12 protein-coding genes are annotated in these 13920 nt (G+C 73.6%); 10 read left to right on the top strand and 2 right to left on the bottom strand.

From position 1 onward, the window contains the following. The first annotated feature begins 232 nt into the window (after positions 1-232). From ACRWND_RS28570 to ACRWND_RS28540, 7 genes are all read left to right on the top strand, one after another. Positions 233-511 (top strand): DUF6510 family protein, encoded by a 279-nt coding sequence (locus ACRWND_RS28570; RefSeq protein ID WP_431954471.1) that lies wholly within the window; start codon positions 233-235, stop codon positions 509-511. A gap of 189 nt (positions 512-700) precedes the next feature. After that, the gene (locus ACRWND_RS28565; RefSeq protein WP_431954469.1) at positions 701-1411 is read left to right on the top strand and encodes a VanZ family protein; all 711 of its coding nucleotides are present in this window, start codon (positions 701-703) and stop codon (positions 1409-1411) included. 157 nt (positions 1412-1568) lie between these two features. Continuing rightward, positions 1569-1835 carry a DUF6400 family protein gene (locus tag ACRWND_RS28560; RefSeq protein ID WP_431954467.1) on the top strand — a complete coding sequence of 89 codons (267 nt, stop codon included), beginning with the start codon at positions 1569-1571 and terminating at the stop codon, positions 1833-1835. Next, entirely contained in the window at positions 1819-2052 is a 234-nt protein-coding gene (locus tag ACRWND_RS28555) for a hypothetical protein (RefSeq protein ID WP_431954465.1), read from the top strand. Before ACRWND_RS28560 ends, ACRWND_RS28555 begins: the two co-directional genes overlap by 17 nt. 166 nt (positions 2053-2218) lie before the next feature. Next, entirely contained in the window at positions 2219-3340 is a 1122-nt protein-coding gene (locus ACRWND_RS28550) for a chemotaxis protein (protein ID WP_431954463.1), read from the top strand. Between the two features lie 518 nt (positions 3341-3858). Next, complete coding sequence (locus tag ACRWND_RS28545) at positions 3859-4590, top strand: class I SAM-dependent methyltransferase (RefSeq protein WP_431954461.1); 732 nt, start codon at positions 3859-3861, stop codon at positions 4588-4590. A 790-nt stretch (positions 4591-5380) separates the two neighbouring features. Next, on the top strand, positions 5381-5896 hold the full coding sequence (locus ACRWND_RS28540) for a mycothiol transferase (protein WP_431954459.1): 516 nt from the start codon (positions 5381-5383) through the stop codon (positions 5894-5896). A 278-nt stretch (positions 5897-6174) separates the two neighbouring features. Here ACRWND_RS28540 and ACRWND_RS28535 read toward each other — a convergent pair whose 3' ends face one another. Next, positions 6175-7674 carry an MFS transporter gene (locus ACRWND_RS28535; RefSeq protein WP_431954457.1) on the bottom strand — a complete coding sequence of 500 codons (1500 nt, stop codon included), beginning with the start codon at positions 7672-7674 and terminating at the stop codon, positions 6175-6177. A gap of 487 nt (positions 7675-8161) precedes the next feature. On the opposite strand from ACRWND_RS28535, the gene ACRWND_RS28530 reads away from it, so the two are divergent. Beyond that, on the top strand, positions 8162-9406 hold the full coding sequence (locus ACRWND_RS28530; protein ID WP_431954473.1) for a SpoIIE family protein phosphatase: 1245 nt from the start codon (positions 8162-8164) through the stop codon (positions 9404-9406). A gap of 106 nt (positions 9407-9512) precedes the next feature. Continuing rightward, complete coding sequence (locus tag ACRWND_RS28525; RefSeq protein WP_431954455.1) at positions 9513-11708, top strand: FUSC family protein; 2196 nt, start codon at positions 9513-9515, stop codon at positions 11706-11708. Here the strand turns inward: ACRWND_RS28525 and ACRWND_RS28520 are convergent. Beyond that, positions 11659-12177 carry an HD domain-containing protein gene (locus tag ACRWND_RS28520; protein WP_431954453.1) on the bottom strand — a complete coding sequence of 173 codons (519 nt, stop codon included), beginning with the start codon at positions 12175-12177 and terminating at the stop codon, positions 11659-11661. The two genes, ACRWND_RS28525 and ACRWND_RS28520, sit on opposite strands and share 50 nt — an antisense overlap. Positions 12178-13043: 866 nt before the next feature. Here ACRWND_RS28520 and ACRWND_RS28515 point away from each other — a divergent pair. Continuing rightward, positions 13044-13877, top strand: coding sequence for a phosphatase PAP2 family protein (locus tag ACRWND_RS28515; RefSeq protein WP_431954451.1), 834 nt, complete (start codon positions 13044-13046; stop codon positions 13875-13877). The last annotated feature ends 43 nt before the right edge of the window (positions 13878-13920 follow it).

The raw sequence follows: 13920 nt of genomic DNA, 5'->3' as shown, positions 1-13920 counted from the left end.
TGGTCTTGCGGGATCAGGCCGTACACCAGGAGCTGAGTGGGGCGGGTGGGACTCGAGCCACGACCGACGGGGTGGCGATCCGCTGCTCTGGCCGGGCCGAGCCACGCCCCTCCCGCCGCTCCCATGCGGACGCTCAGGCGGCCCGGAGCGAGGCGCCGCGTTGGCGGGCGGGGTGGACGACGGCTGCGTAGGGTGGAGGGCGCCGCAACGGCCGGACCGACGGGAGGCTGGGATGAGCGCACAGAGCACGGACGGTTACACCGACGGCAACGCGCTGGCCGGACCGCTGCGGGAGATCTTCACGGTGGACATGACGACAGCCGTGGGCCGCTGCGCGGGCTGCGGGCTCACCGGTCCGGTGGCCGCGCTGCACGTGTACGACCACGCCCCCGGCCTGGTGGCGCGCTGTCCCGGTTGCGACGCCGTGATCCTGCGCCTGGTGCGCGGGCCGTCCGCCGCGTGGCTGGATCTGCGGGGCTCGGTGAGCATGCGCATCCCGCTGCCCGGCTGACGTCGCCGGGACACCGCCGCCTCGATCGAGCCGCACCGCGCGTCGCGGGCGCCAGGCGACGTGCGCCGGGGTGGGCCGGCGCGGCGGTCACCCGGCATCCCGGCGAGCGCTCGGGGTATCCGGTCTGTGACACGGGGACACCACGACCGGAGCAGACCGGAGCGGGGCGACGAAGAAGGGGGGCAGTCCGTGGCTCGATGGGCGGTACGCGGGCGTACGCGGCAGGGGACGGCAGAGGGGCGGCGGTCACCACTGGCCGTCCTGGCCCGGTGGGCGGCGATGGCCCTGGCCTTCCTGGCGATGGTGGCCTTCGGGGCGGTGCTGGCCCGGGCGACACTCGCCCCCTCGTACGCCTCGGAGGGGCTGGCCCACGCCAATCTGCAGCCCGGCGCGTCGCTGCGCCAGTACTACGAGCGGTACACGGTGGCGGGCGCCGTACGTCAGGTCGGCGGGAACGTGCTGCTGGGCATGCCCTTCGGCGTCCTGCTCCCGGTGCTGGCGCCGAAGGCCCGCGGTGCGCTGCGCGTGGTGGTGACGACCGGCCTGGTGATGGTCCTCGTGGAAATGGCGCAGGGGGCGGTGGTGCGGGGCCGTGCCTTCGACGTCGACGACGTGATCATGAACACCGCAGGCGCCCTGCTGAGCTACCTGCTCTTCGGACGCCGTCTCGGCCGGGCCGTGCACGCCGTCCGCCCGAAGGCCCCCTCCCGGCACCCGGTTTCGACGGCCGGGGGGTGGTCGCGCGGCCGTCGAAACGGTGCGGCCGGGAGGGCCGGGAAGCGCGGTGGGAGCGGCGGGGCGACGCGGGCCGGCCAGGGGGCCGCGGTCGAACTGCCCTCGGCCGGCAAGGCGTTGCCCGCCTTCCGGACGGCTCTCCGCAAGGCCTCCCGGCGCTCCTGAGCGGCGCCCGGCCCCCGGCGCTCCGCCGCTGGTGCGTCCCTGCCCGGCGCCGGAGCCGCATGCGGTTCGTCACACCGGAACGGCAAAAGCTTCCCCCCGAGCACGACGCTTTGTTACACAGGGGGCATTCATCCCCGATTGCCCCGGGAGGGGCGACATGAACGACGACGACACCCCGGACCGCCTCCACGCGTTCGAGCTGGACTTCACCGGCCACGAGAACCGCCGCCGGGCGGAGGTCATCGCCGCCCTCGGCGACGACTGGGACCCGGTGGCCGTGCTCCGCGGAGAGGACGCCGCGTACCGGCTCCTCTACTCCGGTCTCGACGAGGAGCAGGAGGCGGCGTTCAGCGCGCTGGTGGCCGCCGGCGTGCTGCCGCCCCGTGCGGCGGCCGGGGAGGACGACGGTGCGCCTTCCGATTGATCCGACGGCCGACCCCGGCCGCCGGGCCTGGGTGCCGTGCCCGCGCTGCGCGGACCACCAGGGCTGCGCCACCTGCGCCGCCGGCCGCAACTGCCCCGAGCACTGGCGCTACTTGCTGGCGAGCAAGGGGCCCGTTGTGCATCTGCAGTGCCCGGGCTGCACCCACACATGGGCCTGGGACTCCGGCTTCGGCGCGCACCACCGCAACGGCGCCTGAAGGCTGTGCCGCCCGGGCCGTCCACGGGCTGTCACCAGGCCGTCCACGGCCGTCCCGGCAGCCGGGCCGCCCGGCAGGCGACGGTCCGGCTGGTGTGCGAGGCTCGGGGTATGGGTCGGTCTCCCCGCCTGCGGGGAGCTACCGCGGCCCCCTCAGGGAGGCGATCATGGAAACCGATGCCCTGACGGTCGGCACCCTGCGAGAACTGCGCGCGACCAGGCCGTATCCGGCGGTGTCGCTGACCATGCCGACGCACCGGCGCGAGCCGGACAACGCCCAGGACGCCGTACGGCTGCGCAATCTCCTCGCTGAGGCCGAGCGCCGGATCGAGCACGATCCCGAGGCGTCCCGCCGGGCCCGGATGGCCCTCAAGACGCAACTTAAAGCCGCCGCCGCCGAGGTCGATCTGCGCCACTCGCTGGACGGGCTGATCATGTACGCAACCGAACGGGACCACCAGGTCTGGACGCTGCCCCGACCTGTGCCGGAGCGCGTGGTGCTCAGCGACAGCTTCCTCACCCGCAACCTGGTCGCGGCGAAGGCCAGGGCCCGCCCGTACTGGGTGCTGACGGTGTCGGCCGACCGGGCCACCCTGTGGAGCGGCAGCGGCCAGACGCTGCATCCCCACGACGCGCAGGGATTCCCGCTGGAGCCCGATCCCGTGCAGTGGGACCCCGAGCGGCAGGAGCAGGTCGGGGACCACCCGAGCACCTTCCGCGACGAGGAGACGCGCCGCTTCCTGCGGTCCGTCGACACCGCGCTGGCCTCGGTGCTGGCCGCCGACGGCCGGCCGCTGTACGTGGTCGGCCTGCCGGACGCGGTCTCCCTGCTCAGGGAGGTCGGCACCGCCATCGACGCCGCGGTGGCCGTCGTGCACAAGGGCGGCCTGGTGAACGGTCCGGCGCAGACGCTGCTTCAGGAACTCGCACCCGCGCAGAAGGAGTTCGCCGAACACGAGGCCGAGCGGATCAACAGCAGGCTGGTGGACGCCCGTAGCCGCAGGACCTTCGCCGCCGGTCTGGACGAGGTGTGGGAGTCCGTGTGCGAGGGCCGCGCCGAACTCGTCGTGGTCGAGGAAGACTTCCAGCGAGCCGTGCGGCTGAGCGATGGTCACCTCGTCCCTGTGGACGGCGCCACCCTGGAGACGGGCGGCTTCGAGGAGGGTCTGCGCGAGGACATCGTGGACGAACTGGTGGAGACCGCGCTCGACAAGGGCGCCGAGGTCCGCTTCGTGGCGCCAAACAGCCTCAAGGAGCACGACCGGATCGCGGCGGTCCTCCGCTACTGATCCTCCCGGCGGCGGGCCGCCATGCCGCTGCCGGCCGCCGCCGGGTTCGTCACCCGGGTCCGCTGTCGGCGGCGTACCCGGGTGACCTGTGCCCGCCGCCCGTGGGGTGGGACAGGCCGGCCGGATCAGCGGGCCGGAGGGCGGCTTCGCCGTGGTCCCCGAGAAGTGGGAACGCCCGGGCCCCCGCGCCGCCCGGGGCGGCTGCCTCCGCCTGAGCGCCTGCGCGAGGCGGCGGGGACACGGACGGGCGATGCCGCTGCGGCGGCGGTCGGTGCAGGCGGCAGCTGGGCCGGGCGGTGCCCGCCCGGGCACCGTGAGTGACCCGATGTCGCTGGGGAGCGATCGACGGCGGCGCGGCGACTTCGGCCCCGCTTAGCCGCTGGTCGTCGTCGGCGTCCCCGTGTTCCCGGCCACGCGGTGGATCCGTCCCGCCGCGGACTGGCCGCCCGGGCGCACCGGCCCGGACACCGGGCGGGACCGCCCCGCGGCGCTGGCGCGGGGCGAGGGATCATGGGGTCATGACGCCTTCCCCTCGTGCCCGCTCCTTCGACCGTGCCGCCGGACTCTACGCCGCGAACCGCCCCTCCTACCCGCCCGCCCTCTTCGACGCCGTCGAGGAGCTGGCGGGGCGCGCGCTGCGCGGCTCCCTGCTCGCCGACGTGGGCGCGGGGACGGGCATCGCCACCGCGCTGCTGCGCGGGCGCGGCGCCAGGGTCGTGGCCGTCGAGCCGGGTGACGGTATGGCCGCGGAGCTGCGCCGCAACCTGCCGGACGTGGCCCTCGTCCGCGGGGACGGCGACCGGCTGCCGTTGGCATCCGGCGCTTTCGACTTCGTGACGTACGCCCAGGCGTGGCACTGGACCGATCCGGGACGGTCGGTGCCCGAGGCCCTGCGGGCGCTGCGGCCCGGGGGGGCGTTCGCGCTGTGGCGCAACGATCCCGACCTGTCGGTGCCGTGGATCGCCGCGGAGCAGGAGCGGCTGCGCGACTTCTCCGGAGCACTGGCCCACCCCCGCTCGGGTCGGCTTCCGGAGGGTCCGGATTTCGCCGAGCGCCGGGTGCCGTGGTCCCGTCGGGTGCCCGTCGAGGTGCACCTGGCGAACCTCGGGACCCAGTCGGCGTTCCTGGTGCTCGGCGAGGAACGCGCCCGGGCCTTCCTCGACGCCGAACGGGAGCGCCTTGCACGGCACTTCCCCGACGGCATGGTGGAGGAGCAGTACGTCGTGACCCTGGTCCTCGCGATCCGCTGACGTACGGCTCGGCCGGCCGCAAGCGTCCCCGGCTCGTGCCACGGGCCGCGAAGCAGCACCGCAGCGCCGGCACGACCCTCCGCGGGCGCACACGGCGGCCACGGCACCGGAAACGGCTGCCGAGGCCGAGCCGACCGGATGGCGGGCCACCGGCGCGACGTCCGGTTGGGGCGGCGCAGCGGAACTGCCGCGACCGGCGACAACACGCCGACACGTGCTGCATGTTGAGGTTCCCGGAGACGCCGGCCCCGGTCATACCCGGGCCATCGAGGAGGGTGACGGGTCCCGGGGTCGCCCCAAGGTTCGCCGACATGCCCGGCAGGGCCCGCCGGACGGCCTCGAGCCGCTGTGCGCCTTGACGCACAGCGGCTCTGTGGTCATCGTCGCCGTCGGCCTTCGTGGCCGGCTGCACGGATCCCTCCCGGCGGACCGCTGAGGTGGCTTCTTCTCGGCCGCTGACCCGCTGAGCACGGGCGATGGCAGCGCCCCGGCGTTCGCCGACGGCAGCACCGCCACTGTCCCATGCCGAATCCACAGGCGCTCGCCCGGTGATCCGTATGGGCGACAACCGCGGCAGCGGACATCCGCCACGGCAGAGTGCCGCTCGCCCGAGCACCGCCCAGGTCCACTGCGCCCCTGTGCCAGGCCGGCACCGGCCACATCGCATCGGTATGACCGCCGCGGCCACGGGCCCCTGGACAGGTTGCGACGACCGCGGGATCGCTGCCCGGGCACTACCGTGGCGAGAGGGCACACCGGGACACCTGGCACAGCAACCGAGGGAGCACGCATGAAGAGCGCGGATCTGCTCGCCGACGCCTTCGGCAGGATTCGGGAGACCGTGCACGAGGCCGTCGCCGGCATGTCTCCGGAAGGCTTGCACGCACGGCCCGACGAGGGGGCGAATTCGATCGCCTGGCTCATCTGGCACCTCACGCGGATTCAGGACGACCATGTGGCCGACGTCGCGGGCACCGAACAGCAGTGGACCGCCGGCGGCTGGGCCGACCGCTTCGGCCTGCCGTTCGCACCGCTCGAGACGGGGTACGGCCATCGCCCCGAGGACGTCGCCGCGCTGCGCGTGGAGTCGGGCGAGCTGCTGACCGGCTACCACGACGCCGTGTACGAGCGGACGCTGGTTTATCTGCGGACCCTGCACGAGGCGGACTTCCCTCGCATCGTCGACACCAGCTGGAATCCGCCGGTGACCCTCGCGGTACGCCTGGTCAGCGTGGTGTCGGACGATCTGCAGCACGCCGGGCAGGCCTCCTTCCTGCGCGGCTGCGTGGAACGCGGCGCACTGTAGCGGTGGTCCAAGAGGTCGCGCAGATAGGCGGGGTGGAGAAAGGAGCGGGTCGAGGGCCGAGTCCGGCAAGGCGGAGAAGCAAGACGCAGCGGAGCTGCGGCGACCGACGACAACGCCGCCAGGCGAGAGCCATCGACCCGCGACGCCGGCCCGCCCATCCGCGCGACCTCTACGCCCAAGGGTGCCTGTGAGCGTCGCGGCACGTCCGTACAAGACTGCGGGCGGGAGACCACGACGCCCCGCGCGCCGCGCTCCCGCCCGCCGTCCGGGGCGGCGCCTCAGGAACGCGCGCCGACAGCGTCGGAGCCCTTCCCCGGTTCCTCGACGACACTGAGAGGGGCGGCGAGGGACTCCAAACTGCGGCCCTCGGCGCGGACACCGATGGCTGCCTCGACCAGGCCCGCGAGCGTCATCAGACCGGCGCCGAGGCAGAAGGCGAGGGTGGTGTCACCGGGTTCCCCGCTGCTGACCAGGCCGTTGAAGAGGAGAGGACCGGTGATGCCGCCGATGGCGGTGCCGACAGCGTAGAAGAAGGCGATGCACAGTGCCCTGGTCTCCAGCGGGAAGATCTCGCTGACTGTCAGATAGGCCGCGCTCGCGCCCGCCGAAGCGAGGAAGAGCACCGCGGTCCAGCAGGCCGTCATCGTCACCGCGTCGAGGGCGCCACGCTGGAACAGGTAGGCGGTGCCGAACAGCAGCAGGCCGGAACCGACATAGCTGCCGGTGATCATCGGCTTGCGGCCCACCGAGTCGAAGAGGCGGCCGAGCATCAGCGGGCCGAGGAAGTTGCCGACCGCGATGACGGCGAAGTAGTAGCCGGTGTCGCCGTTCGGCACGTCGAAGAAGGTGGTGAGGATGACGGCGTAGCCGAAGGTGACGGAGTTGTAGAGGAATGCCTGGCCGGAGAAGAGCGCGAGGCCGAGCAGAGTGCGGCGCGGGTACGCTCGGGTGACGGTGCGGGCGATGGTGAGGAAGCCGAGCTCGCCGCGGGGGCGGATGAGGATGCTCCCGCCCGGCTCCGGAAGGGGCTTTCCGCTCTCCTCGGCGACCGTGCGCTCCACGTCCGCGACCAGGCGCTCGGCCTCCTCGGCGCGGCCGTGGGTGAACAGCCAGCGCGGGCTCTCCGGCACGTGACGACGTACCAGCAGGATGGCCATGCCCAGGACGACGCCGATGCCGAAGGCGAGCCGCCAGCCGACGTCGGTGGCGAACAGCGAGGTGTCGAGCAGCGCGATGGAGGCGAAGGCGCCCCCGGCGGCACCGATCCAGAAGCTGCCGTTGATGATCAGATCGACCCTGCCGCGCACCCGCGCGGGAATGAGCTCGTCGATCGCCGAGTTGATGGCGGCGTACTCACCGCCGATGCCGAATCCCGTGAAGAAGCGGCACAGGATGAAGAACCAGGCGCTCCACGAGACCGCGGTGACCGCCGTGGCCGCGAGATAGACGGCCAGGGTCACCATGAACAGCTTCTTGCGGCCGAGGCGGTCGGTGAGCCTGCCGAAGAACAGCGCGCCCATGCAGGCTCCCGCGACATACACCGCGGCCGCCAGCGTGGTGACCTGAGCGGTGCTGATGTCGATGCCGCTGCCCCGCTCGGCCAGCCGGCCCGCGATGTTGCCGACGATGGTGACCTCGAGGCCGTCGAGGATCCACACGGTGCCGAGGCCGATCACGATGCGCCAGTGCCAGCGGGTCCACGGCAACCGGTCCAGGCGGGCCGGTACATCGGTCCGCAGAGCTCCCGACGGGTCGGCGTGAGCCGTCGAAGCCGACATGGGCACCTCCTTGACGAGTCCTTCTGTCCGCGACCGCGCCTTCCCCCGGCCGGATCCTTCATGCTCGGGCCGGAGCGGCACCGCCCCGGGCGGTGCCGCCGCCGGGCCGCGCCGGTGCCGCTGTCGCCGCCCGGTCGGCGCGGGGGCCGCAGTCGCGGGAGCGGACGCGTGCGGGCCGCTCTGCGGCGCCCGCCCCGCGCCGCGCGACTCCTCGCGCGGCCGGCCCTGCCCGGCTGCCGTATCGACGACAGGTGAGGTGTCCGGACGGCTTGGAGGCAGCGCGGACAGGCGGGTGCGGCAGGGAGCGAGGCGAGGGCCGAGTCCGGCACGGCGGAGAAGGCAGACCCAGCGCAGCTGCGGCGACCGACGACACCGCCGCCGGGCGAGAGCCGTCGACCCCCGACGCCGGCCCGCCCATCCGCGCGGCCTCTTATAGATTGGTGGGGTGACCCTGCCCGACAAGGGGGACGACGAGCGGCGCACCGCGGTGACACCGCCGGTCGACTACGCGGCGCTTTTCGAGGCGACGCCCACTCCCAACCTGATACTGGACGCGGATCTGGTCATCGTGTGCGTCAATCGGGCGTACCTGGAGGTGACCGGACGCACCCGGCCGGACCTGATCGGGCAGTGCATCTTCGACGCGTTCCCGGACAACCCCGCCGACCCGATGGCCGACGGGGTGCGCAACCTCAGAGCCTCGCTGCGCCGCGTCCTCACCTCCCGCGAGGCCGACACGATGGCGCTGCAGAGGTACGACATCCCGGTGGTGGCCGAGCCCGGGAGGTTCGATGAGCGCTGGTGGAGTCCCATCAACACCCCCGTATTCGGGCCGGACGGCTCCGTGGAGTGGATCATCCACCGGGTGGAGGACGTGACGGCGTTCGTCCAGGCCCGCCGGCACCGGCACATACTGCAGGGCGGCGACCTGAGCAGGCGGGAGCAGGCCATGGAGGCCGAGCTGTACGTGCGGGCCCGCGAACTGCAGCGCCTCAACGACCAGCTGCGCGAGGCCCACGCCCGCGAGCGGAAGGTCGCCCTGACGCTGCAGGAGGCCATGCTCCACTCGCCGGACCTGGCCGAGCACGGGGACATCGCGGTGCGCTACCTGCCGGCGGCGGGCTCGCTCAATGTGTGCGGCGACTGGTACGACGTGGTCAACCTCTCGCCGTCCAGCTACGCGGTGGCGGTCGGCGACGTCGTGGGCCACGGTCTGGCGGCCGCCAGCGTCATGGGGATGCTGCGCAGCGCGCTGAGCGCGGCGATGCGCACCGTCGGCGGTCCGGCGAAGGCCCTGGAGGTCGTCGGCATGTACGCCCGCTCCGTCGATGGCGCGGTCGCCACCACCGCCGTCAGCGCGCTCATCGACAAGGAACGGCTCAGCATCAGCTACAGCAGCGCCGGGCATCCGCCTCCGGTGCTGCTCCACGGCGACGGCCGCTGCGAACTGCTGGACCAGGCCACCGACCCGCCCCTGGGCGCCCGGCTCCACCACGGCACCCGGCCGCAGGCGACGGTGCCCTACCGTCCGGGGGACACGCTGGCGCTCTACACCGACGGGCTGATCGAACGGCGCGGTGAGGACATCGACGCGGGTCTGGCCCGGCTGACCACCGCGCTCGCCGAGACGCCCGGGCTCGCCGCGGAGCAGCTCGCGGACGCGCTGCTGGCCCGGCTCGGGGCATACGGCGACACGACGGACGACATCGCGCTGGTCACCGTGCGCCTGTGAGGCCCGGCCGCGGCCGGGCGGCGCGGTGGCCGGGCGGTCCTCCCGGGCCTACCGTGATCTGAAGGGGTCCGGCATGGCGTGGACCTGAGCAGCGAGGAGGCCGCGGGTGCCCGATCGCGGTGGGCTGGAGTGGGTGCGGGCCCGTGATCCCGGTCTTCAGGCGGTGCGCCGCTCCGCGCGGGTGACGCTGGTGGCGTGCCTGAGCTTCTACGTGGCGCGCTACGTCTTCGACGACCCGATCGCGGCGATCTACGCCCTCTTCGGCTCCGTCGCCTCCGGCGCCCTGTCTCATGTGCCCGGTACGCCGGGCGAGCGTGCCCGGGCGCTGCTGGCCTCGCTGCCGGTGGCCGCGCTGATGGTGGCCCTGGGCACGGTCCTGGCCGTGAGCGACTGGGCGGCGGCCCTCGGGATGCTCGGGGTCGGATTCGCGGTGACGTACGCGGGGGTGGGCGGCCCCAAGCTGGTGGGGCTCGCCAACGGCCTGCAGTTGTTCTACATCCTGCCGTGCTTCCCCCCGTACCAGCCGGAGACGTTGGGGCTGCGCCTGTGCGGACTGGCCGCCGGCGTGCTGCTGATGGCGGCGGCCGAGGTGTGCGTGTGGCCGCAGCCGTCGCCGGGACGCTACCAGGACCGGCTCGCCGACGCGTGCGAGACGGCGGGGCGTGCCCTGCAGTCGCTGGCGCTGGAGCCGCCGGTGGCGTCCGAGCGGCTGGACCGGCTGCTGGAGACGGCGCAGCGACTGCGTATGAGCCACGTACCGCAGGACGAGCGCCCGGCGTCCGCGGGATCGCGCGACCGGGCGCTGTCCCAGGGGGCGGCCTACGCGCGCCACCTGCTGGCGCAGACCGGGCAGTTGGCCGAGGACGCGGTGCACCGCACACCGGCTCCCGACCCCGTGCGGTCGCGCATGCTGCTGGCCTCGGCCACCGCCTGCCACAGCGCCGCGCGGGCCCTGCGGGGCGAGGCCCCGCCGCCCCTGGGCACCCCGTGCGCGGCGGCCGCGGCCGCCTTCGAGGAGCACCGGGTGCGACGGCCGGTGGCCGGGGCGTCCTCGGCGACGACTGTCCGGGACGGGGCGATCGCGCTCGACATCACGTACACCGCTTCCTTCCTGGTCACCACCGTGCGCATCGCCCTCGGCGCCCCCGTATCGCCCGCCCCTGCCCGGCCCGCGGGCCGGCCGGGACCGTTCTGGTACGCGGGGCAGCCGGCCACCGCGCTGTACGGGCACCGGCTGCGGGCCCATCTCACGCCGCGCTCGGTCTACTTCCAGAACGCCGTGCGCATCGCGCTGGCACTCGCCGCGGCACGGCTGGTCGCGGGCGGGCTCGACCTGTCGCACGGCTTCTGGGCGCTGCTGACCACGCTGACGGTGATGCGCACCAGCGCCGCCGGCACCCGTACGACCGTGGTCCCCGCGGTGCGGGGCACGTTGGTGGGGGCCGGCGCCGCGGCGGTGCTGCTGATCCTCGCGGGCGAGCACACGCCGGTGTACGCGGTCGCGATGCCGCCGGTGTTCTTCCTGGCCTTCACCGCGAGCACACTGCTCGGACTCGGGTGGGGGCAGGCGTTCTTCACGGTCGCCGTGGCCACCGCCTTCACCCAGATCGCCCCGGCGGGTCCCGAACTCGCCGCCTTCCGGATCGCGGACGTCGTCGCGGGCGCCCTGACCGGCGTCCTCGTCGGCCTGCTGGCCTGGCCGCGCGGCGGCACCGGTGAGCTGGGGCGGGCCTGTTCGCGGCTGCTGGACCAGAGCACCCGGGCCGTCACCGAGATCACCGACTGCATCACCGGCACTGGCACGATCGGCGACGTTCTTCACAGGACGCGCCTCGCCCAGCTGATCGCAGAGGCGAGCTACGCGCAGTTCGCCTCCGAACGCGACACCGACGGGGCGGGGCCTCCCCCGCCGACGGACTTCCAGGCGATCATGCTGGCCGGAAACCGGGTGCTGACCATGGGGCAGACCCTGGCCGACCACTGTCCGCCCGGCGCCCTCGCGGCGTGGCCGCTGAGCGCCGCGCACCTGCGGGACGCGGCGCGCCATCTGCGACTGACCGCCCTGCCGCTGACGTACGACCTGCGCTCGGGGTCCATGCGCCCGCCACCCGTCGAGCCTCCGGACCGGAGCGTACCGACGGACCGCACCGTGATCGCGGACGTCTGCGCCGCCTCGGGCGGCCGGGCGCCCGACCCGCTGCTGTACTACGCCGTCGACGCCGCGATCTGGCTGGCCAGCCTGCAGCGGGTGGTCAACGCGATCCGCCGGCCGGCGGAAGATCGCGCAGCAGTGCCGGGTTGACGGCCTCGAGGATCGTGGCGACGTCCTGGCGGGGCACCGCGGGCCACAGGATCTCCCGCGCGCGGCGGTACTTGGCGGCCAGCCGCAGCCGCTCGGCCTCGTCCAGCCGCGCGACCCGGTCCGGACGGCTGTTGTGGGCGTTGTCGGCTATCTTCACCAGGGCCGCGTCGCGGCAGCCGGCGATCCGCCGCAGTTTCTCCTCGTAGGACAGGCCCGGCTGGTTGGTGACCTGCTCGACGAGGGCGACGACTCGGTCCGGTACACCGGCGGCGCGCAGCCGGCCGGCGGTCCAGGACGTGTCCTCGATGACGTCGTGCAGGAGCCCGGCCATCTGCAGATCCGGGCCGAAGGCGGCGAGCCCCGCCGCGACCGCCCGGACGTGCTCGATGTAGGGGACGCCGATGCGGTCGGTCTGGCCCTCGTGCGCCTGCCGGGCCAGGGCGTCGGCGTCGGCCACGCTACTCTTCACGACACCCCATCCTCGGGGGTGCGGGGCGGGAGGTCCAGCCCCGCACCCCTGGTACGCCCCCGCAGGCGGCCGTTTCGTCCTGCCCCGGCATCTCGCGGCGTGACCCTGTCGCGCGCTGGGGGACGCCTACCGCCTGCGTCCGCGGGGACGCCAAGCCGACAAGAGAAAACACTCATAGTGATTCCATCGGTCGCGCGCGTGGCGGGCACCTGCCCCGTCGCCGCCGGGTGCGACGCGCAACGAGTGTCGCCACAGCGGCCCAGCCCACGGCCGGATTCCCGCCCGGCACTTCCCGCCATTCCGCCGCGCCCGGGGCAAGACGGCGGAATCCGTGCCGGTGGAAGTGAATTCCCCGTCACCGAAAGGAAGTTCCCGAGAATGCCCGGCGCTGCCGGGGCCTTTCTGCGCCGGAAAGCGCTGGAGCGCCCAAACTGCTTGCATCATCAAGTAAATTCCGAACGTCTCGCCCTGTCAACTCCACAACGGCACACCACTCCCCAACAGGAGCGACGCGCTGTGCCGGACGGGTCGTCAGATCTCCCTGAGCGCAGCGGGAAGGGAATCCACTGCTTCCGATCCCCGGACCCGACGCCTCGCGGGCATCGCTGCGGCCTTCTGTGATCTTCCCCACCGCGACGCGACGGAATACAAGGAACGAGGCTCCCGGTTGTCGCCATGCGTTCGATCGCAACTGAACCGGAGGCAGAAATGAACGGCCCGCTTCCTTCCTCGGACGGCAGTGGCAGAAACACCGACGGCACCCGGATCGTCGTCCCGCTGTGGCGGGCCCCGCTCGCTGGAGACGATGGCCGCGCGGCTTCCCGTCCGGCCACCCAGAGTGACCGGCAGGGCTTCCGGGCCTCGCGATGAGCGTCATCGCGCCCTACGCGCACCGCGCCCGCCACCTGGCGTACGACGCCGTCTCCTGCCGTGCGACCCATGCCGGGCCGCCGGTCTCCGCCACGTCCCGCCTCGTCCCGCGCGTCGCCGTCGTCGTGGCCGCCGTCATCGCCTACTTCGGCGTCCGGGGCCTGACCGACAGCTCCCCGGGATCGGCCCTGCGCAACGCCGACCGGGTCCGGGCCGCCGAGGGGTTCCTGCACCTGGACTGGGAATCCTCGCTGCAGAAGCTGGTCGTGGGCGATCCGGCCGTCACACGGGTCCTCAACTGGATCTATATCTTCGGCCACTGGCCGGTCATCGCGGTCACCCTCCTGTGGCTGCTCTCCCGGCACCCTGAGGTGTACACCCGGACCGCCGGGGCGATGCTCGCGTCGGGCGCGGCCGGGCTCGCCGTCTTCGCCGCGTACCCCGTGGCCCCGCCACGGCTGGCGGCACCCGGCATGACGGACACCGTGACACAGCAGTCCCACGCCTACCGGGTGCTGCAGCCGCCCGCCTTCACCAACCAGTACGCGGCGATGCCGAGTCTGCACGTCGGCTGGAACCTCCTCATGACGCTCGCGGTCCTCGCCGCCACCCGGCGGATATGGCTCCGGGTCCTCGCCGTCGTGCTCACCGTGTCCATGGACGCCACCGTCGTCCTGACCGCCAACCACTATGTGCTCGACGCACTCGCCGGCGCGGCCCTCGCCCACGCGGGCTGGTACGCCGCCGCACGATTCCCCGCCGGCCGGCGGATGAGATCGCTGCCCGGCTCCTTGCTCGCCGGGCCCCCGCGCCGGCCTCCCCGGCGGTGACGGCGCGCGTCGGCGGTGCGGAGGTCCCGTCGCCCCCACTCCT

It is taken from the genome of Actinacidiphila sp. bgisy167, assembly GCF_965342175.1.
In the GTDB taxonomy this organism is placed as follows: Bacteria; Actinomycetota; Actinomycetes; order Streptomycetales; family Streptomycetaceae; genus Actinacidiphila.
The sequence above is the reverse complement of the archived record's forward strand: the minus strand, read 5'-3'. Positions and strand labels throughout refer to the sequence as shown.